At 66.1% G+C, this 22,464-nt stretch carries 20 protein-coding genes; 6 read left to right on the top strand and 14 right to left on the bottom strand.

The window, feature by feature from the left end:
* Positions 1-120: 120 nt before the first annotated feature.
* The 5 genes from N5C28_RS06710 to hppD all read right to left on the bottom strand — a co-directional run bounded on the left by N5C28_RS06710 (position 121) and on the right by hppD (position 5,973).
* The gene (locus N5C28_RS06710; protein ID WP_279821209.1) at positions 121-1,515 is read right to left on the bottom strand and encodes an amino acid permease; all 1,395 of its coding nucleotides are present in this window, start codon (positions 1,513-1,515) and stop codon (positions 121-123) included.
* 134 nt (positions 1,516-1,649) lie between these two features.
* Positions 1,650-2,300 carry a maleylacetoacetate isomerase gene (gene maiA, locus N5C28_RS06705; protein ID WP_279821208.1) on the bottom strand — a complete coding sequence of 217 codons (651 nt, stop codon included), beginning with the start codon at positions 2,298-2,300 and terminating at the stop codon, positions 1,650-1,652.
* A gap of 327 nt (positions 2,301-2,627) precedes the next feature.
* Positions 2,628-3,614: a fumarylacetoacetate hydrolase family protein gene (locus N5C28_RS06700; RefSeq protein WP_279821207.1), complete on the bottom strand. Its 987-nt coding sequence runs from the start codon at positions 3,612-3,614 to the stop codon at positions 2,628-2,630.
* Between the two features lie 58 nt (positions 3,615-3,672).
* Complete coding sequence (locus tag N5C28_RS06695; RefSeq protein WP_279821206.1) at positions 3,673-4,809, bottom strand: homogentisate 1,2-dioxygenase; 1,137 nt, start codon at positions 4,807-4,809, stop codon at positions 3,673-3,675.
* 81 nt (positions 4,810-4,890) lie between these two features.
* A complete protein-coding gene (hppD, locus tag N5C28_RS06690; protein ID WP_279821205.1) occupies positions 4,891-5,973 on the bottom strand; it encodes a 4-hydroxyphenylpyruvate dioxygenase in 1,083 nt (360 codons plus the stop codon).
* Between the two features lie 359 nt (positions 5,974-6,332).
* On the opposite strand from hppD, the gene N5C28_RS06685 reads away from it, so the two are divergent.
* Positions 6,333-6,914 (top strand): hypothetical protein, encoded by a 582-nt coding sequence (locus tag N5C28_RS06685; protein WP_279821204.1) that lies wholly within the window; start codon positions 6,333-6,335, stop codon positions 6,912-6,914.
* 132 nt (positions 6,915-7,046) lie between these two features.
* On the opposite strand, the gene N5C28_RS06680 is transcribed toward N5C28_RS06685, so the two are convergent.
* The 5 genes from N5C28_RS06680 to N5C28_RS06660 form a co-directional block, all read right to left on the bottom strand.
* Complete coding sequence (locus N5C28_RS06680) at positions 7,047-8,825, bottom strand: ABC transporter ATP-binding protein (protein WP_279821203.1); 1,779 nt, start codon at positions 8,823-8,825, stop codon at positions 7,047-7,049.
* The gene (locus N5C28_RS06675; RefSeq protein WP_279821202.1) at positions 8,818-9,450 is read right to left on the bottom strand and encodes a DsbA family protein; all 633 of its coding nucleotides are present in this window, start codon (positions 9,448-9,450) and stop codon (positions 8,818-8,820) included. The genes N5C28_RS06680 and N5C28_RS06675 overlap by 8 nt, the downstream gene beginning before the upstream one ends.
* Before the next feature lie 2 nt (positions 9,451-9,452).
* On the bottom strand, positions 9,453-10,391 hold the full coding sequence (locus tag N5C28_RS06670; protein WP_279821201.1) for a rhodanese-related sulfurtransferase: 939 nt from the start codon (positions 10,389-10,391) through the stop codon (positions 9,453-9,455).
* 147 nt (positions 10,392-10,538) lie between these two features.
* Complete coding sequence (locus tag N5C28_RS06665; RefSeq protein WP_279821200.1) at positions 10,539-10,835, bottom strand: BolA family transcriptional regulator; 297 nt, start codon at positions 10,833-10,835, stop codon at positions 10,539-10,541.
* 11 nt (positions 10,836-10,846) lie between these two features.
* Positions 10,847-11,347 carry a DUF2059 domain-containing protein gene (locus tag N5C28_RS06660; RefSeq protein WP_279821199.1) on the bottom strand — a complete coding sequence of 167 codons (501 nt, stop codon included), beginning with the start codon at positions 11,345-11,347 and terminating at the stop codon, positions 10,847-10,849.
* Between the two features lie 259 nt (positions 11,348-11,606).
* Between N5C28_RS06660 and N5C28_RS06655 the strand changes: the two genes are divergently transcribed.
* The 3 genes from N5C28_RS06655 (at position 11,607) to N5C28_RS06645 (ending at position 14,695) form a co-directional block, all read left to right on the top strand.
* Positions 11,607-12,608: a DUF2804 domain-containing protein gene (locus N5C28_RS06655; RefSeq protein ID WP_279821198.1), complete on the top strand. Its 1,002-nt coding sequence runs from the start codon at positions 11,607-11,609 to the stop codon at positions 12,606-12,608.
* Between the two features lie 79 nt (positions 12,609-12,687).
* Complete coding sequence (locus tag N5C28_RS06650; protein ID WP_279821197.1) at positions 12,688-14,082, top strand: class II fumarate hydratase; 1,395 nt, start codon at positions 12,688-12,690, stop codon at positions 14,080-14,082.
* Entirely contained in the window at positions 14,075-14,695 is a 621-nt protein-coding gene (locus tag N5C28_RS06645; protein ID WP_279821196.1) for an NAD(P)H-dependent oxidoreductase, read from the top strand. Before N5C28_RS06650 ends, N5C28_RS06645 begins: the two co-directional genes overlap by 8 nt.
* A 20-nt stretch (positions 14,696-14,715) precedes the next feature.
* Here the strand turns inward: N5C28_RS06645 and N5C28_RS06640 are convergent, their stop codons facing one another.
* Complete coding sequence (locus tag N5C28_RS06640; protein WP_279821195.1) at positions 14,716-15,681, bottom strand: DMT family transporter; 966 nt, start codon at positions 15,679-15,681, stop codon at positions 14,716-14,718.
* Between the two features lie 271 nt (positions 15,682-15,952).
* Here N5C28_RS06640 and N5C28_RS06635 point away from each other — a divergent pair, with 271 nt between their 5' ends.
* A complete protein-coding gene (locus N5C28_RS06635; protein ID WP_279821194.1) occupies positions 15,953-16,162 on the top strand; it encodes a DUF6316 family protein in 210 nt (69 codons plus the stop codon).
* A 485-nt stretch (positions 16,163-16,647) separates the two neighbouring features.
* Here N5C28_RS06635 and N5C28_RS06630 read toward each other — a convergent pair whose 3' ends face one another.
* The gene (locus N5C28_RS06630) at positions 16,648-17,832 is read right to left on the bottom strand and encodes a thiolase family protein (protein ID WP_279821193.1); all 1,185 of its coding nucleotides are present in this window, start codon (positions 17,830-17,832) and stop codon (positions 16,648-16,650) included.
* A gap of 119 nt (positions 17,833-17,951) precedes the next feature.
* On the bottom strand, positions 17,952-19,439 hold the full coding sequence (gene pap / locus N5C28_RS06625; RefSeq protein ID WP_279821192.1) for a polyphosphate:AMP phosphotransferase: 1,488 nt from the start codon (positions 19,437-19,439) through the stop codon (positions 17,952-17,954).
* A 197-nt stretch (positions 19,440-19,636) separates the two neighbouring features.
* Here pap and mnmC point away from each other — a divergent pair, with 197 nt between their 5' ends.
* Positions 19,637-21,604 carry a bifunctional tRNA (5-methylaminomethyl-2-thiouridine)(34)-methyltransferase MnmD/FAD-dependent 5-carboxymethylaminomethyl-2-thiouridine(34) oxidoreductase MnmC gene (gene mnmC / locus N5C28_RS06620; protein WP_279821191.1) on the top strand — a complete coding sequence of 656 codons (1,968 nt, stop codon included), beginning with the start codon at positions 19,637-19,639 and terminating at the stop codon, positions 21,602-21,604.
* Positions 21,605-21,939: 335 nt separating this feature from the next.
* On the opposite strand, the gene N5C28_RS06615 is transcribed toward mnmC, so the two are convergent.
* Positions 21,940-22,413: a MarR family winged helix-turn-helix transcriptional regulator gene (locus N5C28_RS06615; protein WP_279821190.1), complete on the bottom strand. Its 474-nt coding sequence runs from the start codon at positions 22,411-22,413 to the stop codon at positions 21,940-21,942.
* Positions 22,414-22,464 lie beyond the last annotated feature (51 nt).

Here is a 22,464-nt window from a genome sequence, read left to right as displayed (position 1 = left end):
CAGAATGTCGGCCTGAGCAGCAGCATTTTGCCACTACTGCAGGCGCTGCGGGCGGGAAACCGCACGCCTGCCGACGGGACGCCCCGCCACCCTGGACCGGCGGCGGGACGCGGGGCGCGATCAGCCCGCGTTGGCCTGGGCGCGCTTGCGCAGTTGGTAGCAACCCCAGATGAACGCCAGCCAGAACGGGATGGCGTAGACCGACAGGCGAATGCCCGGGATGAACAACATAACGCCGAGGATGAACACCACGAACGCCAGGCACAGGTAGTTGGCGAACGGGAACCAGAACGCCTTGAAGCCAGGCTCCACGCCCTTGGCCTGCATGGCCTTGCGGAACTTGAGGTGGGCCAGGCTGATCATCGCCCAGTTGATCACCAGCGAGGCCACCACCAGCGACATCAGCAGCTCCAGCGCACTCTTCGGAGCCAGGTAATTGACCACCACGCACAGCAGGGTCACCAGTGCCGACAGGCCGATCGCCAGCACCGGCACGCCGCGCTTGTTGAGCTTGAGCAGCGCCCTGGGGGCATCGCCTTGGGACGCCAGGCCATAGAGCATGCGGCTGTTGCAGTACACGCCGCTGTTGTAGACCGACAGCGCTGCGGTGAGGACCACGAAGTTGAGGATGTGCGCCGCGGTGTCGCTGCCGATCAGCGAGAAAATCTGCACAAACGGACTGCTGCCGTAGGCGTCGCCGCCGGCGGTCAGGGTCGCCACCAGGCTGTCCCAGGGGTACAGCGACAGCAGCACGGTCAGCGCACCGATGTAGAAGATCAGGATGCGGTAGACCACCTGGTTGATCGCCTTGGGGATCACCTTGCGCGGCTCGGCGGCTTCGGCGGCGGTGATGCCGACCAGCTCCAGGCCGCCGAAGGAGAACATGATGATCGCCATCATCATCACCAGCCCGCTGATGCCGTTGGGGAAGAACCCGCCGTGGCTCCACAGGTTGCTGATGCTCGCCTGCTCACCGCCGGCGCCGCTGAACAGCAGGTACAGGCCGAGCAGGATCATGCCGATGATCGCCACCACCTTGATGATGGCGAACCAGAACTCGGCCTCGCCGAAGGCTTTGACGTTGCTCAGATTGATCAGGTTGATCAGCACGAAGAAGGCGGCAGCCGTGACCCAGGTGGGGATGTCCGGGTACCAGTACTGCACGTACTTACCGACGGCCGTGAGCTCGGCCATGCCCACCAGCACGTACAGCACCCAGTAGTTCCAGCCCGAGAGGAAGCCGGCGAACGGCCCCCAGTAGGCATGGGCGAAGTGACTGAAGGAGCCGGCCACGGGCTCCTCGACGATCATTTCGCCCAGTTGGCGCATGATCAGGAAGGCGATGAAACCGCCGATGGCGTAGCCGAGGATCATCGACGGCCCGGCGCTCTGCAGCACCCCGGCCGAGCCGAGGAACAGGCCGGTGCCGATGGCGCCGCCCAGGGCGATGAGCTGGATATGGCGGTTCTTCAGGCCGCGATTGAGCGAGCCGGCCTGCAAAGTCTCTTGGGTCATTCGTCACCTGCTTGTTTTTACCTGTGACGGAATGGAACCCGTCACGCTTGTGGCAGGACGGAATGACACGGCTCAGATAAAGCCGAGGGGGTGCCGACCCCTGCGCGACGAGCCGGCCGGCTCGGGGCCGGCGATCACTGCGCGTCGCGCTGCGCCTCGGGAGCGGCCTGCTTGAAGGCGTCGAGGGCTTCGCAACGTGCGGTCATGGCGAGAATGCGCGGATAGGCAGTTAGGTCACAGTTAAAACGGCGCGCATTGTACACCTGCGGAATCAAACACGCCTCCAGATATCCCGGGCGCTGGCCCAGGGACAGTCGGTCGTCGAACGCCGCGAGCCCGGCCTCTACCGCCGCCAGGCCGGTGTGTACCCAGTGGCTGTACCAGGCGTTGCGGGCCGCCTCCTCCACCCCCAGCTCGCCGGACAGGTATTGCAGGACCCGCAGGTTGTTCAGCGGGTGCACGTCGCAGACGATGTGCAGCGCCAGGGCACGCACCCGGGCGCGGTCCACCGGGTCCACCGGCAGCAGCGCCGGCACCGGAAAGATTTCCTCCAGGTACTCGATGATCGCCAGCGACTGGGCGATGCACACCCCACCGTTCTCCTCGTCCTCCAGCAGTGGCAGCAGTTGCTGCGGGTTCAGCGCGCGGTAGGCCTCGCCCCGCTGCTCACCGCCGTCGCGCACCAGGTGCACCGGCACGTGTTCGCAGGCCAGTCCCTTGAGGTTGAGCGCGATCCGCACCCGGTAGGCGGCGCTGGAGCGCCAGTAGCCATAGAGTTTGAGCATCTGCGGTTCCCTGTTGTGGTTGTGTGCAGAGTGTAGGAAAAGTTTGCGCCCCCTTGCGTGCCGCGTGCTGTCGCCTCTCTGGGTGTCACAACCGAATCCCGTAGCGGACGCGGAGCGTCCGGGGATGCGTTACCACGCAGAGCGTGGGAACGATCACGACAGATCCGGCGCGCAATAGACCTGTAGGAGCGGGCTTGTCCGCGAGCTTTTTTGGCTCTGCCGGTAGATCACTGCCAGGCAGCGACCGTCGAGCTCGGGGCTGAAGCCCCTCCTACGGGAACTGCGCGGGCGTTAGGTCGGGTGGACATACTGGAGCCATCAGCGTGCTCACTCGCCGTCGTAGCGCTCCACCACCTGGTCGATGGCGCCGAACAGGCTCTGGCCGCTGGCGTCGAACATTTCGATGCGCACCCGGTCGCCGAAGCGCAGGAACGGCGTTGTCGCCTCGCCGCTCTCGACGATTTCCAGCATGCGTTTTTCCGCCAAGCAGGATGAGCCAGCGCTGCGGTCGTAGTTGGACACGGTGCCCGAACCGATGATGGTGCCACTGCCCAGGGCGCGGGTCTTGGCGGCGTGGGCCACCAGGGTCGGGAAGTTGAAGGTCATGTCGGTGCCAGCGTCCGGCTGGCCGAACAGCGCGCCATTAATGTGCGACACCAGCGGGCGGTGCACCTTGCCATCCTTCCAGCTGTCGCCCAGCTCGTCCGGGGTGATGGCCACCGGCGAGAAGCTCGACGACGGCTTACTCTGGTAGAAGCCAAAGCCCTTGGCCAGCTCGCCTGGGATCAGGTTGCGCAGCGACACGTCGTTCACCAGCATCAGCAGCTGGATATGGTGCGCGGCCTCGCCCGCGGTGACGCCCATGGGCACGTCGTCGGTGATCACCGCCAGTTCGGCTTCCAGGTCGATGCCCCAGGCCTCGTCCGCCAGGCGGATGGGTGCCTGGGGCGGGATGAAGGTGTCCGCGCCACCCTGGTACATCAGCGGGTCGTGCCAGAAGCTCTCGGGCATCTCTGCACCGCGCGCCTTGCGCACCAGCTCCACATGGTTGACGTAGGCGCTGCCATCGGCCCAGTGATAGGCGCGCGGCAACGGGCTGTGGCAGGTCGCCGGGTCGAAGGCGAAGGCGTCCGCCTCCACGCCGTCGTTCAGGCGCTGATACACCGCCTCCAGACGCGGACGGCATTGCGCCCAGTCGTCCAGCGCGGCCTGCAGGGTGGCGGCGATGCCCGGCACCCGCACGGCACGCTGCAGATCGCGGGAAACCACCAGTAGTACGCCGTCACGGCCCTGATTCAGTGATGCAAGCTTCATGGTCGAACCTTAGAAATTCAGTGTTCGGGCAGGGCCCCATGCCCTGCCCGCAAGGGCGTCACGCACTGCCAGGTGCGCGCCAGGAATTGACGTACTGCGGCACGTCCACCGCCGCCGCAGCGTCACCGACTTCCAGGGCGCGCCGGGTGTCGATCATCACCGCCACCTCGTCGATGAAGGTGGCCGGGTTCTCCTGGCTCTTCTTCAGCGCCTTGGGGTGCGGCCCGTGGGGGAAACCACAGGGGTGCAGCGTGACCATGCCGGCCTCGATGTTGTCGCGGCTGAAGAAGTTGCCGCGGTGGTAGAACAGCACTTCGTCGTAGTCATCGTTGTTGTGATAGAACGGCACCTTCAGCGCGCCGGGGTCGCTTTCCACCGGACGCGGGGTGAAGGTGCAGACCACGAAGCCATTGGCGACGAAGGTGGTGTGCGCCGACGGCGGCAGGTGGTAGCGGTGGCTCACCAGCGGCCGGATATCGCGCCAGTTCAGGCGCACCACCGTGTTGTCGCCGTGCCAGCCCACCACGTCCAGCGGGTTGTAGGGGAACGTCACGGTGCTGACCTGGTTGCGCCGCTTGATGCGGATCTGCCAGGTGTTCTCGTCCTGCTGCGCCTTGAAGGCGTCATCCAGTTTCGGGTGGTCGAGCACCGCCGCGTCGAAGATCGCCTGGGGCCCGAGCAGGCCCTTGTCCGGCAACTGGTAGGCACCGTCGGTGTTCTCGATCAGCAGCATGAAGGTCGGCTCGCGGGCCTCGATGCGCCAGGCGGTACCGCGCGGCACCACCAGGTAATCGCCGTCGCGGTAGCTCAGGTGGCCGAAGTCGCAGTAGAACTCCCCTGCCCCCTCATGGATGAACAGCAGGTCATCGCCATCGGCGTTGCGCACCAGGTGGCGCATGGCGCCCTCGGTCTTCCAGACCCGCAGCTTGATATCGCCGTTGTGCAGCGCCAGGGGCGCCTGCAACGGGCAATCGCGCTCGCTGGAAATGTCGTTGAAGTTGAAGGCATGGGGACGAAGCGGGCCGTCCCAGTCGATCCAGCCGGTGGGCGGGTGCTTGTGGTGCAGGTGGGCGGTGGGGCCGAAGAACCCTTCGCGGCCCATCTCCCGCTCGTAGGTCCCCGACGGGAAATCGCAATGCGCCTGGCGTGAGCACTCGCCCTCGCGCAGGGGGAAACTGATCCATTTACGGCTCATGGCCGGCTCTCCTCGATGCAACGCTCGTGTGCGATGACAGGTGGGCCGCGCCGCGCACGGCAGCGCCCACCTCGCGCCCGGTCAGTCCGCGGAAATCACGCCCCGGCGCACCTGGTCTTCCTCGATCGACTCGAACAGGGCCTTGAAGTTGCCTTCGCCGAAGCCCTGGTTGCCCTTGCGCTGGATGATCTCGAAGAAGATCGGGCCGATCACCGTGTTGGTGAAGATCTGCAGCAGGATGCCGTCGTCACCTGGCGCGCCATCGATCAGGATGCTCAGGTCGCGCAGCACGTCGGTCGGCTCGCCATGGCCGGCAACCCGGGTGTCGACCTTTTCATAATAGGTGCCCGGCGTGCTCATGAAGTCCACGCCGTTGGCGCGCAGCTGGCGCACGGTGGCATAGATGTCGTCGGTGGACAGGGCGATGTGCTGGATGCCTTCGCCGTGGTACTCGCGGATGAATTCCTCGATCTGCGACTTGTCGTCCGCCGACTCGTTGATCGGGATGCGGATCTTGCCGCAGGGCGCGGTCATTGCCCGGGACAGCAGGCCGGTGAGCTTGCCTTCGATATCGAAGTAGCGGATTTCGCGGAAGTTGGCGATGCGCTCGTAGAAGCCCGACCATACGTCCATCTGCCCGCGTCGCACGTTGTGGGTCAGGTGGTCGATGACCTGCAGGCCCACGGCATTGTCGTTCGGGGTGCGGCCTTCGATGTACTCGAAATCCACGTCGTAGATGGTCTTGTCGCCATAACGGTCCACCAGGTACAGCAGCGAACCGCCGATGCCTTCGACGCAAGGGATGTTCAGTTCGCCGAAGTTGGCGTGGCTGCCGACCAGGCGCGCGCCCTGGGATTCGACATAGGCCGCGGCCTGGGCCGCATTCTTCACCCGGAAGGCCATGGCGCAGGCACTCGGGCCGTGCTTCAGGCCGAATTCGCGGACGTGCCCGGTGGGACTGCCATTGAGCACGAAGTTGATGCCGTGCTGCTGGAACAGGAAGACTTCCTTGGAACGGTGCTTGGCGGTTTCGGTGAAGCCCATGGCCACGAACAACTCGCGCAGCTGCTGGATGCCTTCGGGGGTCGGGGCGGTGTATTCGACGAATTCGAAACCGTCGGTGCCGATGGGGTTGTGCTGTTCGATCTTGGTCACGGCGTTCATTCCGCCTCCTCGTTGTTGTTATGGGCCACGCCGGGTCAGGCGCTGCATTGACCTCATCACAACCGAGCCGAGGCAGGCCCACAAGGCGCCCCCCTCGCCGCCCAGACGCCATAGCCGGACTGCCCTGGCAACTAAACCTTACAGCCCATGCGCAGCTATGCTTGGCCTGAGTTTCCCCGCAGCTGCGACCCGATTTCGTAACGTTTTATTTACAAGGCGGTGCGTGGCGTTGCCACACAAGCGTTGAGCTGCCGTCGGCACAGGTGGGAAAACCGGGGTTATCGCTTCCGCGCGCAAACAGTGGCACCATGCCATCAAGTGGCGCAGTCCCGACAAGAACAACTCAAGGAGGCCATCGTATGAGCGACGAAACGACCGAGAGCACCGACCTTCCCGCCAGCGACGATCAACGCCTGGAGACCCTGGAAAAAAGCCAGCGTTTGAACCGCATCCTGCTGATCGCCCTCAGCGGCGTGCTGCTGATGACCCTGGCCAGCTGGGGCACCTGGGGGCTGTTCAGTCTCTTCGCCAGCAAACCCGAAGACCTCACGGCGGCCCATATCGAAGCCTTGCAGAAACGCGTCGACAGCGCCGAGAAGCAGGCCGAAGGGTTGAATACGCAACTAGAGCAGTTGCGCGCGCTGGTTGCCATCCAGGCCAAGAGCAGTGCCACGCCGCCACCGTCGCCCCCTGCTCCCGTGGATCCGAGCCCGGAAATCCTGCGCCAGGTGGCCACGGTGATGACGGCCCAGGAACAGAGCTTCCAGCACAGCCTGGGGGCACTGAAGAACGGCATGCGTGACCTGGCCGGCATGATCGCCGGCTCCCGCAGCTGGCTGAGCGACTACAACGAGGCGTTGGACAAATCGCTGAAGGACAGCCAGGAGCGGCAGAAGCGCCTGCAACAATGGGCCAGCGGCAAGGCCGCACCGCGCTCCTGACGGCAGTTGCGGACGCAGAGCGTCCGGGGATGCGTTACCACGCAGAGCGTGGGAACGATCATCGGCAGCCGTACCGTCATTTCCCGGGTGTCGCTTCGCTCGACCCAGGCTACGGGTCAGGTAGCCAAGGCTTTAGTGCTGCAGGTGCCCGTACAGCTTGGCGTAGAGCCCGCCTTCTTCGATCAGCTGCTGGTGGCCGCCGTCCTCGGCGATGCTGCCGCCGTCGAACACCAGCACGCGGTCGGCCTGCTTCACCGCGCTCAGGCGGTGGGCGATGATCAGCGTGGTGCGGCCCTGCAAGAAGCGCCCCAGCGCCTGGTGCAAGGCGTACTCGGTGGCGGCATCCAGGGCCGAGGTGGCTTCGTCAAGGATCACCACTTTCGGCTCGGCGAGCACCATGCGTGCAATTGCCAGGCGCTGGCGCTGACCACCGGACAGGCGCACACCGGAACGGCCGACGATGCTGTCCAGCCCTTGCGGCAACTGCGCGATAGTGGTCGACAGCTGGGCGATTTCCAGGGCCCGCCAGCAATCTTCATCCGAGCGTTCGCGGCCCATGCACAGGTTGGCGCGTACCGTGTCGTTGAACAGTGCCGGGTGCTGCAGCACCACCGCCACGTTCTCGCGCACGGTTTCCAGGCCGACCTCGTCCAGGCCGCTGCCGCCAAAGCGGATGCTCCCGGCTTGTGGCGTGTACAACCCCAGCAGCAGCTGCACCAGGGTGCTCTTGCCGCCGCCGCTGGCGCCGACGATCGCTACCTTCTCCCCCGGCGCGATGCGCAGGTTGAGTCCGTCGAGCACCGGCTCCTCGCCATAGGCGAAGGTCAGCCCGCGCACCTCGATGCCCACGGTGTCATGCCCCTTGAACGGGTCGACTTTCGCCGGGTACTGCGGCTCGTCGGCCCGCGCCAGCAGCTCGTTGATCCGGGTCAGCGCGCCACCGGCGGCGTAGAAGGCGTACTGCAGGCTGAGCAACTGCTCCACCGGGCCGATCATGAACCACAGGTAGCTGAACACCGCCAGCATCTGGCCGATCGACAGGTCGGAAAACAGCACGGTGAGCATGGCGGCAGCGCGGAACACGTCGATGCCGAACTGGAACAGCAGACCGCTGGCGCGGTTGGACGCGTCGGTTTTCCACTGCGAAGCCACGGCGTAGTTACGCACGTCCTGAGCACGCTGCCCGAGCCGGCCGAGGAAATAGCCCTGGCGGTTACCGGCGCGTATTTCCTGGATCGCCTCCAGGGTTTCGGTCAGGGCCTGGGTGAAGCGCGAGGTGCTGTCGTTCTCCAGCTTCTTCAGGTGCTTGACCCGCTTGCCCAGCTGCACCGTGGCGTAGATCACCAGCGGGTTGAACAGCAGGATCAGCAGTGCCAGCTGCCAGTGCATCCACAGCAGGATCGCCGAGGTGCCGGCCAGGGTGAGGATCGCCACCAGGAAGCGGCTGAGGGTCTCGCCGACGAATTTGTCCAGGGTGTCCAGGTCGGTGACCAGGTGGGTGGTCACGGTGCCGCCGCCCAGGCTTTCGTACTCGCCGAGGGAGATGCGCTTCAGGCGCTCGATCAGGCGGATGCGAATCCGGTAGACGATGTCCTTCGACAAGCGCGCGAACAGCCGCGCCTGCAACACGTTGAACACCAGCGCCAGGCCGCGCAGCAGTGCCGTCAGCACCAGCATCAGACCAATGTAGCCGGCCGCGGTCTGCCAGTCGCCCGGCAGGAAGTTGTCCATGATGCGCAGCGCGGCATCGCCGTCGTTGAGCAGCACCTCGTCGACCAGCAACGGCAATAGCAAGGGGATCGGCACGCTGCACAGGGTGGCCAGTACCGCCACCAGGTTGGCGAGGATCAGGGCTTTCTTGTGGCGCAGGGCCAGGCGGCGGATTTCTTCCCAGCTCAGCCGATCAGGCATTGACCGCACGCTCCAGCCAGCGTCCCAGCAGTGGTTGCAGCACCGACAGCGGCTGGTAGCCGTTGGTCAGCAGGGCCAGTTGCCCGTCCCGCTCGGCCAGCAGCGTGGGGAAGCCGGCGATGCCCAGGTCCTGCACCCAGGTGAAATCCGCCGCGGTCGCCGTGTGCTGCTCGGCGCTGTCGAAAGCGCCGGCGAACTCGATGCGCGGCAAGCCGGCCTGCTCGGCCAGCTCGACCAGCACGCTGGCCTGGGTCACGTCGCGGCCTTCGGTGTAGAACGCCTCCTGGATACGCTCAGCCAGCGGCCGCACGCTGTCGACATCGAGGTGGCGCGCGGTGACCAGCGCCCGGCAGGCCGGCTCGGTGTCGTAGACCAGGCCTTCCGGCAGGCCCTCTTCGAAGTTGAACAGCTGGCCGGTGCTGGCGTTGACCGCCTGCCAGTAGCCCAGGTAGCGCACCCGCGCCGCGGCGTCGATCGCCACCCGGTCACGGCGCAAGCCGCCAACGATCAGGTGCGTCGACACGCCGTGGGCGGCCGCCTGCTCGGCGAGGGACGCAAGCACCGGGGCAAAGCCCCAGCACCAGGAACACATCGGGTCCATCACGTACAGCAGGCGTGCGTGCATGCTCAGATCTCGCGGTTTTGACGGGGGTTGTAGCCCAACGGGTGCGGCTGGTTGCGGGCCTTGGCCAGCTCGATCTGGCGCTGGCGTTCACGGGCGCCCTCGCGGGTCTTCTCCGGCAGCGAATCCCAGCAATGCGGGCAGCTCACACCGGGAGCGTAGAACTCGGATTCGCGGTCGGCAACGGACACCGGCGTGCGGCACGCATGGCACTGGTCGTAATCGCCTTCGGAAAGGTCGTGGCGCACGGTCACACGGTTGTCGAAGACGAAGCAGTCGCCCTGCCACAAGGTCTCTTCCTGGGGCACTTCCTCGAGGTACTTGAGGATGCCGCCCTTGAGGTGGAAGACCTCTTCGAAGCCCTGGCCGAGCATGTAGCTGGAGGCCTTCTCGCAGCGGATGCCACCGGTGCAGAACATGGCGACCTTCTTGTGCTTGGCCGGGTCGAAGTTGGCCTTGATGTAGTCCGGGAATTCGCGGAACGACTTGGTCTTGGGGTCGATGGCGCCGGTGAAGGTGCCGATCGAGACTTCGTAGTCGTTGCGGGTATCGATGAGCAGCACTTCCGGGTCGCTGATCAGCGCGTTCCAGTCCTGCGGTTCGACGTAGGTGCCGACCTGCTGGTTGGGGTCGACGCCCGGTACGCCCAGGGTCACGATCTCTTTCTTGAGCTTGACCTTGGTGCGGTAGAACGGCTGTTCGTCGCAGTAGGATTCCTTGTGGTCGACGTCCGCCAGGCGCGGGTCGAGACGGAACCAGGCGAGCAGCCCGTCGATGCCCTGGCGGCTGCCGGACACGGTGCCGTTGATGCCTTCCTCGGCGAGCAGCAGGGTGCCCTTGATGCCGTGCTCCAGCATCACCTCCAGCAGCGGTTCGCGCAGGGCCGTGTAATCCGGCAGGGATACGAATTTGTAGAGTGCCGCCACGACGATCGTGTCAGTCATGTCTTGCTTCCTTCAGTAGTCGCCCACGTAAAGGGCGGACCGGGGTCATGAAAACGAACGCGCCGGCGATCAGGCCGGCGCGCTGCACAGTTTACGTTTCCTCAGGGCTGCCGTGTAGGGGCGAATTGCCTCAGCAGCGCCCGTGTGTCAGTGGCTGCCACCGCGGCAGGTCGGCGAAGCCGGTGCCGCGCCCTGGGTCAGCCACTCGTCCGGGGTGTAGGTGTGCAGCGCCAGGGCATGCACCTCGCTCATCAGCTCACCGGCGCAGGCGTAGGCCTTCTGGTGACGCTTGACCGCATTCAGCCCGGCGAACTGCGGGCTGACGATCACGGCCTTGTAGTGCGTTTCCAGGCCACGGCTGTGCATGTGGCTTTCGTCCTGCACCGTCAGGTGCTGGGGCTCCAGGGCGGCAAAGGCCGCCTGGAGGCGTTCGAGCTTGGTCATCTAGGGCTCCGTTACTGCTTTTTCTGGCCGAGTTCGGCCGTCATGTCCGCCAGCAGCTTGTTCACCTGCGGTACCGCGGCTTCGAGCTTGGTCTGGGTCAACTGCGCCGATTCGGCGGTCAGGGTCGGCATTTTCTGCAGGACCTTCTGCCCCAGCGGCGACTTGTAGAAGGTGATCAGTTCCTGCAACTCCGCTTCGGTGAAGTTGCTGGTGTACAGCTTGACCATGTCCGGCTTGATCTTGTCCCAGCCGACCGCCTGATCCAGAGCGGTATTGGCCTTGGCCTGGTAGCTCTCGAGCACGGCCTGCTTGTTCTGCGGCGCGCCGCTTTCGGCGAAGCGCTGGGCGAACATCTGCTGGACCTGGGCATAGACCGGCACGGCGAGCTTGTCTGCCCGGGCCAGTTGCAGGAACTGCTCGGCATCGGCGGCATGGCTTTTCGCGTCGGCCAGGACCTGGGCACTCCCGCAAGTCAGCAGAACGGCGGCAACGAGGGCAGGGAAACGGGTCATGGGATACTCCTGGAAGGGGGAACGAATAGGCTTCGACCCCGCGAAGCGCCATTTTGTGCCCAACACCCCTGCACACTCAAGCCAGGACCAACGTGTCGGGCATCACAGAACACCCGTGCGCCAGCGCACTGCCTGGCCCACGAGCAATTTGCCAGCACTTGCGACACGCCGCCGCAGGGGCGCATCCTCCGCGGATAACTTCCAACAAGATATTGCGGACTCCGTTCACGCAATGCCGCTGCACACATGGACGTGTTCAATGAACAGCATCAGTCACCCGCCCTTGCCCGCCCTGTGCGACGCCCGGGGACAACTCAACCCCCAGGCCATCGGCTGGTCGACCCGACCGCGGATGGACTACAGCCTGCCCGGCCACAGCGGGCGCCGCAAACGCTGGAACCACTGGTGCACCACCACCCCGCGCTGGATGCTGTCGCTGACCCAGGCCGACGTCGATTACCTGGGCTACAGCGCCGCCTACTTCCTCGACCTGGAAACCGGCGCGTCAGTGGCCCACAGCCAACTGCGCCTGCTTTCACGGGGCTGTCGCCTGCCCAGCCAGCCGCTGCTGAGCCACGAATTCAACCACCCGCGCCTGCACCTGACCATCGCCGAACACCCCGGACGCGCCCGCATCACGGTCAGCGCACCGGACATCGGCGGCCAGCCCCTGCACGTGGCGCTGGACATCCAGCGTCCGGCGCACCTGGAGTCGGTCAACCTGGTGGCGCCCCTGAGCCACAACCGCTTTCATGCCACCTGCCGCCAGCTCGGCCTGCCCACCAGCGGCAGCGTGCAGTTAGGGGACCGGCACTACGAATGCGAACCGGGCCAGAGCTTTTCCGCCATGGATTTCGGCCGCGGCGTGTGGCCCCTGCGCAGCCACTGGACCCGCGCCGCCTTCGCCGCCCCCGGCGGCATCGCCGGCAACTTCGGCTCGGGCTGGACCGAATACAGCGGGCTGTCCGAAAACGCCCTGTGGTTCGGCGGCGAGTTGCAGCACCTGGACGCCCCGGTCCACATCGAGCAACCCTCCCACAGCCCCCTCGCGCCCTGGCGCCTGAACACCGACGACGAACGCGTCGACCTGACCTTCACCCCGCGCCAGCGCCACTTCGCCCGCCCGCGCCTGGGGTTCTTCTACGCCGACACCCAACAGTGGTTCGGCCATTTCAACGGCGTGCTGCGCGGCCCCGACGGCGAACGCGTGCCGGTCGACGGCGCCCTCGGCTGGCTCGGTGCGACCAACGCCCGCTGGTAATCGTCGCCATAGAGAAACAAGGGAACCGCAACAGGCAGCAGCAGCCTAAACTTGCGAAATCGCCCCCCGGAGAATCTCCATGAGCCGCACCGAAACCGACAGCCTCGGCCCCATCGAAGTCCCTGAAAACGCCTATTGGGGCGCCCAGACCCAGCGCTCGCTGATCAACTTCGCGATCGGCGAGGAGCGCATGCCGCTGGCGGTGCTGCACGCCCTGGCGCTGATCAAGAAAGCCGCCGCCCGGGTCAACAACCGCATCGGCGACCTGCCACCGGACATCGCCCGCCTGATCGAACAGGCCGCCGACGAGGTGATCGCCGGTCAGCATGACGACCAGTTCCCCCTGGTGGTGTGGCAGACCGGCAGCGGCACCCAGAGCAACATGAACGTCAACGAAGTGATCGCCGGCCGTGCCAACGAGCTGGCCGGCGGCGCCCGCGGCGGCAAGAGCCCGGTGCACCCGAACGACCACGTCAACCGGGCCCAGAGTTCCAACGACTGCTTCCCCACCGCCATGCACATCGCCGCGGCCCGTGCCGTACAGCAGGATCTGCTGCCGGCGATCAGCGAGCTGTCGGGCGGCCTGGCCGAACTGGCGGCCCGCCATGGCAAGCTGGTGAAGACCGGCCGCACCCACATGATGGACGCCACGCCGATCACCTTCGGGCAGGAGGTGTCGGCCTTCGTCGCCCAGCTCGACTACGCCGAGCGCGCCATCCGCGGCGCCCTGCCCGCGGCCTGCGAACTGGCCCAGGGCGGCACGGCGGTGGGCACCGGCCTCAACTCGCCACCCGGCTTCGCCGAAGCCATCGCCGCGGAACTGGCGGCCCTGAGCGGCCTGCCGCTGGTCAGCGCACCGAACAAGTTTGCCGCCCTCGCGGGCCACGAACCCCTGACTGCCCTGTCCGGTGCGTTGAAGACCCTGGCCGTGGCCCTGATGAAAATGGCCAACGACCTGCGCCTGCTGGGCTCCGGCCCCCGCGCCGGGTTCGCCGAAGTGCGCCTGCCGGCCAACGAGCCCGGCAGCTCGATCATGCCTGGCAAGGTCAACCCGACCCAGTGCGAAGCCCTGTCGATGCTGGCCTGCCAGGTGCTCGGCAACGACGTGGTGATCGGTTTCGCGGCGAGCCAGGGTCACCTGCAACTCAACGTGTTCAAGCCGGTGATCATCCATAACCTGCTGCAATCGATCCGCCTGCTGGCCGACGGCTGCCGCAACTTCCAGCGCCACTGCATCGCCGGTCTGGAGCCCGATCCGCGCACGATGGCGGCGCACCTGGAGCGTGGCCTGATGCTGGTGACCGCCCTCAACCCGCACATCGGCTACGACAAGGCGGCGGAAATCGCCAAGAAGGCCTACCAGGAAGGCACCACCCTGCGCGAAGCGGCCCTGCAGCTCGGCTACCTGACCGAAGAGCAGTTCGACACCTGGGTGCGTCCGGAGAGCATGCTGGAGGCCGACCACCATGACTGAGGGGGCGAAGAGCGGCGCCACGCCCCTGGAGGGCGATGGCAAACGGATTCTGATGGTCTTCGGCACACCCAAGGGCAACAGCCTGTGCCACGCCCTGGGCGAGTCCTACGCCCACGGTGCGCGCAGCGAAGGCCATGTGGTGCGCCAGCTGAAACTGGGGGAAATGACCTTCGACCCGATCCTGCGCGACGGCTACGACCAGAGCCAGAACCTGGAGCCGGACCTGCTCGAGGCCCAGCGCCAGATCCACTGGGCCGAGCACCTGGTGTTCGTCTACCCGGTCTGGTGGGGCGGCATACCGGCGCTGCTCAAGGGCTTCTTCGACCGGACCTTCCTGCCCGGTTTCGCCTTCAAGTACCGCAACCGCTCGCAGCTCTGGGACAAGCTGCTCAGCGGCAAGACCGCCGACCTGCTGGTGACGCTGGACACGCCGCCCTGGTACTTCCGCTGGATCTACGGCGCCCCGGCCCACCGCCAGATGACCCGCACCATCCTCGGCTTCTGCGGCATCAAGACCCGGCGCCTGGCCGAGTTCGGCCCGGTCCGCCCCTCCTCCGAAGCACAGCGCCAGAGCTGGCTGCGCCGCGCCGAAACCCTCGGCTCGCGGGTCTGAGTGCGGCGGGCGCCTGCCCGCTAGACCGGCAACCGGCTACGGGCCGCGCGGCGCGCCCGCAGGCTGGCCATGAGCGACGGCGCCAGCGCCGTCAGTGCCGACCCCAGCACCACCAGCACCGCACCACAGTAGGCGATCCAGTTGACCTCTTCCGGCAGCACATGCCCCGGCCACCAGGTGGCGGCCAGGGCCACCGAGGCGAAGGTCACCAGCGGCGTCAGCGCCAGGGTCGCGCTCACCCGCGACGCCTCCCAGTGCGCCAGCGCCTCGGCAAAGGCGCCATAGGCCACCAGGGTGTTCAGGCAACAGGCCAGCAGCAGCCAGCCCTGCACCGGGCTCAGGTTCAGCACCTCCAGGGGCTGGGCCCAGGGCGTGAGCAGCGCGGCGCAGGCCAGGTAGATCACCATCATCACCTGCACCGAGTTCCACACCGTCAGCAGCTGCTTCTGGGCCAGGCCGTAGAAGGTCCAGACGAAGGCGGCGGCCAGCACCACCAGCACCCCGACCGTGTAATCGCTCAGCGAGGTCAGCAGCTCGCCCAGGCGCTGGTTGAAGAACAGCACGAAGCCGCTCATCAGCACCAGCAGGCCGAGGCTCTGCCCCAGGCTGAAACGCTCGCGAAAGATGAACAGGCTGCTGATCAGCAGCAGGATCGGCGCGACCTGGATCACCAGTTGCGTGGTGCCGGGGCTGAGCATCCTCAAGCCCACCAGGTACAGCACGTAGTTGGCGCTGAGCCCGCCGATCGCCAGGGCCAGCAGCCAGCCGCCCTTGCGCCCCAGCGGGCGGAAACGCGGCAAGCGCCCCACCGCCGCGAGGTAGGCCAGCAGGATGGAACCGGACACCAGCAGGCGGTACCAGGTCACCGTGACCGGGTCCATCACCTGCAGCACTTCCTTGAGTTTGATCGGCAGGACGCCCCACAGCACCGCCGTGGTCAGCGCGAGAAACAGGCCGTAGGCCCAACGGCCGGACGAAATATGCATGAAAACCTCTGGCAGGCGGTGCTCACAGCGTCCCGGACAGGCTGGCCGGCACCGCGAAGCCGCATTCTAGAGTGGTCGACCGCCCGGGCACAGGAACAGTTCGACCTGGCAACTGTATCGGCACGCGTCACGAAGCCGGCGCCAAGAAAGCTTAAAAGTCGCGAAACCACCAGGAACAAGCGGCAATTGACTGCCTTCTGTCGACAAATCGAGAAAATCGCCAAGCCAGGATTAGACTCAAAACATGCGCAACTGCCTGCGAGGTTTCGCCATGTTCGGTCAACGCACAATAGATGCCGCCCCCAGCACCCACTACCGCAGCGAGCGGGTCAGTGCCGTCAACGGCCAGTATTTCTTCGCCACCCGCGAAGGCACACTGGAAGGCCCGTTCTTCACCCGCGTCGACGCCGAGCGGGAGATCGCCTTCTACATCCGCCGCATGATCCAGGCCGCCGGTATCATCGACAGCCGCGCGTTCTAGGGCAACCCTGCCGCCCACTTGCACGCTGTAGGAGCCCCGCCCCGGGGCGAAGCGGTTGAGGCAGTCAGCGGTAATTCGCCGCGGGGCGCGGCTCCCACAAGGTCAGCGCATGCCTGTGCGCAGCAATTGCCTGCGAGCTTTCAGTTTCAATTCCTCGCACATCGAGCTCGCGGACAAGTCCGCTCCTACGAGGGACCATCGAGCTCCCTTGATGCGCGCCCTCTAGTGTAGGAGCCCCGCCCCGGGGCGAAGCCGCTGAGGCAGTCAGCGGTACCGTACGGCCGCACCCATTCGCCGCGGGGCGCGGCTCCCACAATAGCCAGCGATTTTCCGTGAGATACAGCTTCAGGCCTCTCCCGGGGGCGCTTCGCTCGACTCAGGCGACGCACAGCCTGTCCTCCAATAAAAAACCGCACCGAGGCGCGGTTTTTCAGTTCTACGGCGGAAGAGCCTTCGTGGGAGGCGCTTCAGCGGCGACACAGCGGTCAGCGCACGGCTTCGAACAGGCCGGTGGCGCCCATGCCGCCGCCCACGCACATGGTGACGATGCCGTAGCGCAGGTTGCGCCGTTGCAGCTCGCGCACCAGGTGCCCGACCTGGCGCGAACCGGTCATGCCGAACGGGTGGCCGATGGAGATCGAACCGCCGTTGACGTTGTACTTGGCGTTGTCGATTTCCAGGCGATCACGGGCATACAGGCACTGCGAGGCGAAGGCTTCGTTCAGCTCCCACAGGTCGATGTCGGCGATGCTCAGGCCCTTGGCCTTGAGCAGCTTCGGCACCGAGAACACCGGTCCGATGCCCATTTCATCCGGCTCGCAGCCCGCCGCGACGAAACCGCGGAAGAACGCCTTTGGCTTGAGCCCCAGCTCGAGGGCTTTCTCCAGGCTCATCACCAGGGTCATCGAAGCGCCGTCGGACAGCTGCGACGCGTTGCCGGCGGTGACCGAACCGTCTTCGGCGAAGGCCGGTTTAAGGGAGGCCAGGCTTTCCAGGGTGGTGTCGGGGCGGTTGCAGTCATCGCGATCGACTACGCCGTCGACGATCTTTTTCTCGCCGGTGGCCTTGTCTTCGATCAGGTACTTGACGCTCATCGGCACGATTTCGTCGTCGAACAGGCCGGCCGCCTGGGCCTGGGCCGTGCGCTGCTGGCTCTGCAGGGCGTAGGCATCCTGGGCTTCGCGGCTGACGTTGTAGCGGCGCGCGACCACTTCGGCAGTCTGGCCCATCGGGTAGTAGATGCCCGGCACGTCCTTCTGCAGGATCGGGTTGAACAGGTTATCCATGTTCATGCTTTTCAGGGTCAGGGTGATCGACTCGACGCCGCCGGCGACGATCACGTCGCTGCAGCCCGAGGCGATCTGGTTGGCCGCGATGGCGATGGCCTGCAGGCCCGAGGAGCAGAAGCGGTTGAGGGTCATGCCCGCCACCTGGGTACCCAGGCCGGACAGCACTGCCACGTTGCGGCCGATGTTCATGCCCTGGGCGCCTTCGTTGGAGCCGGCGCCGACGATGCAATCGTCGACCAGCGCCGGGTCGATGCCACTGCGTGCCAGCAAGGCATTCACGCAATGGGCCGCCATGTCGTCCGGGCGGGTCTGGTTGAACTTGCCACGGAAGGATTTGGCCAGGCCAGTCCGCACGCTGTCGACGATCACCACTTCACGCATGACGCACCTCTTTCTTGTTGGGAGTTGAGATGCGGGCAGGATAAATCCGGAAAATCGTCAGCGGCGACGACCATTCACCAGGCGTATGCAAACCCATCCGTTCGCCACGCCTGGCCGGTTCAATCCCTGGCGAACGCCGCCTCCAGCGCTTCGTTGATGGTGCGCAGCACCTTCACCCGGGCGAAGCGCTTGTCGTTGGCCTCGACCAGGGTCCAGGGCGCGATTTCGCTGCTGGTACGGTTGACCATGTCTTCCACCGCGTCACGGTACTGCGGCCACTTATCGCGGTTGCGCCAGTCTTCCTCAGTGATCTTGAAGCGCTTGAACGGGATCTGCTCGCGCTCCTTGAAGCGCTTCAACTGGGTATCGGCATCGATGGCCAGCCAGAACTTGACCAGCACCACCCCGGCATTGGTCAGCTGTTCCTCGAAGTCGTTGATCTCGCCATAGGCACGCAGCCAGTCGGTGGTGCTGCAGAAGCCCTCCACCCGCTCAACCAGCACCCGGCCATACCAGGAGCGGTCGAAGATGGTGAAATTGCCCTTGCCCGGAACATGCCGCCAGAAGCGCCACAGGTAGGGTTGCGCGCGCTCCTCTTCGGTGGGCGCGGCCACCGGGATGATGCGGTACTGGCGCGGGTCCAGGGCCCCGGTCACGCGACGGATGGCCCCGCCCTTGCCAGCGGCGTCGTTGCCCTCGAACACCGCCACCAGGGCGTGACGGCGCATGCGCTTGTCGCGCATCAGCCCGGAAAAACGCGCCTGTTCGGTGGCCAGTTGTTCCTGGTACTCGTCCTTGGCCAGTTGCTGGGTCATGTCCAGGCTGTCGAGCAGGCCGCGGTTGTCCAGGCTGGCGCCCATGGAGGCGGCGTGCGGGTTGGTGCGCTGGTCGGTGGGCGCTTTCAGCGCGGCCTGCAACCCTTCCAGCAGGATTCGCCCGACGGTGAGGCTGCGGTAGTACTCGTCGACACCTTCGATCACATGCCAGGGCGCATGCTCGCGGCTGGTGCGGCGCAGCACCCGCTCGCCATGGCGCACGAACTTGTCATAGGTCTTGGACTGCTGCCAGTCCAGCGGGCTGATGCGCCAGCTGTGCAGCGGGTCGTCCTTGAGCGAATCCAGGCGCGCCTTCATCTGCTGCTTGGAGAGGTGGAACCAGAACTTGAAGATCAGCGCGCCTTCGTCGCAGAGCATCTGCTCCAGGCCCAGGGCGCCGCTGATGGCCTGGTCCAGCACCGCATCCTTGAAATGCCCGTGCACCCTGCCCTGCAGCATCTGGCTGTACCAGTTGCCGAAGAAGATGCCGATGCGCCCCTTGGGTGGCAACTGGCGCCAGTAGCGCCACGCCGGCGGCCGGGCCAGTTCCTCGTCGGTCTGCTGGTCGAAGGTGCTGACCTGGATCAGCCGCGGGTCCATCCACTCGTTGAGCAGCTTGACCGTCTCGCCCTTGCCCGCGCCCTCCACGCCATTGATCAGGATGATCACCGGGAAGCGCCCCTGGGCCTTCAGTTCGTATTGGGCCTCGAGCAACGCCTCGCGCAGCGCCGGCTCCTCGGCGGCGAAGGTCGCCTTGTCGATGCGATGGCCAATTTCGGCTGATTCGAGCATGTACCACTCCCTGTAGAGGTTCCTGTTCAGCCTAATGGATCAACGCCGGTCGTGCCCACCCAGTGGCGCACAATCCGCCGCCATGCCCTGGCGATGGCCCTGGAAACGCCAGAAAATTGATCTGGACAAGGTGTCTGCTCAACGCCCCGCGGGTAGAATCCGCAGCTGCTCGCCCTGCCTTCTGGACTCGCCGCCCCATGCCCGACACCCCGCCACCTCACGCACAACTCGACTGGGACGACCGGGGCCAGCCGCTGTCGCGGCAGTACGGCGATATCTACTTCTCCCAGAGCGACGGCCTGGAAGAAACCCGCTACGTGTTCCTGGCCAACAACGACCTGCCCGATCGTTTCGCCGCCCTGGGCGATGGCCAGCACCTGGTGATCGGCGAGACCGGTTTCGGCACCGGGCTGAATTTTCTCTGTGCCTGGCAGTTGTTCGAGCAACAGGCCGCCCCGGGGGCGCGCCTGCATTTCGTCAGTGTCGAGAAATACCCGTTGCACCGCGACGACCTGCAGCGCGCCCTGGCCTTGTGGCCGGAGCTGCGCCCCTACGCCGACGCGCTGATCGGGCAGTACCTGACCCTGCACCCGGGCTTCCAGCGGCTGGTGTTCGCCAATGGACGGGTGATCCTGACCCTGCTGATCGGCGATGCCCTCGATCTGCTGCCGCAACTCGACGCACGGGTCGACGCCTGGTTCCTCGATGGGTTCGCCCCGGCCAAGAACCCGGACATGTGGATGCCGGAACTGTTTGCCGAGGTGGCGCGGCTGTCGGCGCCAACGGCCACCTTTGGCACCTTCACCAGTGCTGGTGTCGTGCGCCGCGGCCTGCGCGCGGTCGGGTTCACCGTCAAACGCGTTCCCGGCCTGGGCAAGAAGTGGGAAGTCATCAAGGGCCGCTTCGAAGGCGAACCGGCCGCCCCCGGCAAACCCTGGTTCGCCCGCCCGACACAGCCCGCCTCGTCCCGTCATGCGCTGGTGATCGGCGCCGGCCTGGCCGGTTGCGCGACGGCGGCCAGCCTGGCGGCACGGGGCTGGCAGGTCACCGTGCTGGAGCGCCACGCCGACATCGCCCAGGAAGCCTCGGGCAACCCCCAGGGCGTGCTCTACCTGAAGCTGTCGGCCCACGGCACCACGCTGTCGCGCCTGATCGTCAGCGGCTTCGGCCACACTCGCCGACTGCTGGAGCGTATGCACAAGGGCCAGGACTGGGACAACTGCGGCGTGCTGCAACTGGCCTTCGACACCAAGGAAGCGCATCGCCAGGCTCAGCTGGCTGCGGCCTTCCCGGCCGACCTGCTGGTCAACCTCGACCAGGCCAGCGCCGAAGCCGCCACGGGCATTTGCCTGCCTGCCGGGGGCCTGTTCTATCCCGAAGGCGGCTGGGTGCATCCGCCGGCGCTGTGCCGGTACCTGATCGACCACCCGGCGATCACCCTGATGACGCACCAGGAAGCCTTGGAGCTGCGGCGCACCAACGACGGCTGGCAAGCCTGGGACGCGGCGCAGTTGCTCGCCAGCGCGCCGGTGGTGGTGCTGGCCGGGGCGGCCGAGATCAAGCGCTTCCCGTTCAGTGCCGAGCTGCCGCTCAAACGCATTCGCGGGCAGATCAGCCGGCTGCCGGCGACAGCGGCCAGCGGCGCGTTGCGCAGCGTGGTGTGTGCCGAGGGGTATGTGGCACCGGTGCGCGACGGCGAACACACGCTGGGCGCCAGTTTCGACTTCAACAGCGACAACCTGACACCCAACAGCCGCGATCATGCCGGGAACCTGCAACTGCTCGAGGAAATCTCCAGCGACCTGACGAACCGCCTCGGGGCACGGGATCTCGACCCGGAAATGCTGCAGGGGCGCGCCGCGTTTCGCTGCACCAGCCCGGACTACCTGCCCATCGTCGGCCCCCTGGCGGAGCGCGAGGCCTTCAGCGCCGCCTACGCGGTGCTGGGCAAAGACGCGCGCCAGGTGCCGGACACGCCCTGCCCCTGGCTCGACGGCCTGTACATCAACAGCGGCCACGGTTCACGCGGCCTGATCACCGCCCCGCTGTCCGGCGAACTGATCGCCGCCTGGCTCAACGACGAACCGCTGCCCGTCCCCCGCGACGTCGCCGACGCCTGCCACCCCAACCGGTTTGCGTTGCGCCAGTTGATTCGTAACAGCTGAGTGATACGCCTGCGGGGTTCTGACTGAGGCTCGATAACCGTGGCGGACGCAGAGCGTCCGGGGCTGCATGCCCACGCGGAGCGTGGGAACGATCAGGCACCTGTAGGAGAGGCCTTGGCCTCAAGCTCGACGGCCTGTGGTACGGCGCTGATCTGGCGGAGAAACGAAGAGCTCGCGGGCAAGACCGCTCCTACGGGGCGGCGCAACCTCCAGGCTAACGTCGCTGACAGCCGTGCGAAACGCAGCGCCTGGGAACGATCAACGACCTGTTTTTGTAGGAGCCGCGCCCCGCGGCGAATCGCGGTCCTGGCGCAGAGCCGTGTACAGGCACTCCCTCACTCCAACTCGTCACACAGTTCCGCCGCGCGCAGCAGGGCCGCGGTGAGGCTGTGGCGTTCCCAGTCGCTCAGGGCGGCGAAGCGTTTGCGAAATTCCGGTGGCAGCAGGGTCGGCGCCTGTTGCATCAGGACCCGGCCCGCGTCGCTGAGCAACAGCCACTGCCGGCGGCGGTCCTGGTCGTCGCGCTGGCGCTGCAGCAGTCCGCGCTCTTCCAGGCGATCGAGCATGCCCGACAGGGTGGCGGCGGTCAGGCTGACCCGGCCGCTCAGATCGCTGGCGGTCAGGCGCTTCTCGCCGGCCAGCACCTGCAGAATCATCAGTTGCATGGGCGTCAGGCCGCCGAAGCGGGTCAGGCGCTTGGCGTGCACTTCCCCCGCCTGCTGCAGACGACGCATGGCCTGGAACAGCGGCAGCTCGAAGGCGACAACAGATGACAAATCAGTTTCAGCAGGAACTATTTTCTCGTCCATATCTCTATTTAAGCTCAACTTATAACTTTGACATGAAAGCATTTATTTGTT

It is taken from the genome of Pseudomonas sp. GD03944, assembly GCF_029839275.1.
Taxonomy (GTDB): Bacteria; Pseudomonadota; Gammaproteobacteria; order Pseudomonadales; family Pseudomonadaceae; genus Aquipseudomonas.
Note: the sequence above shows the minus strand (reverse complement) of the source record. Positions and strands in the feature narration are given on the sequence as shown.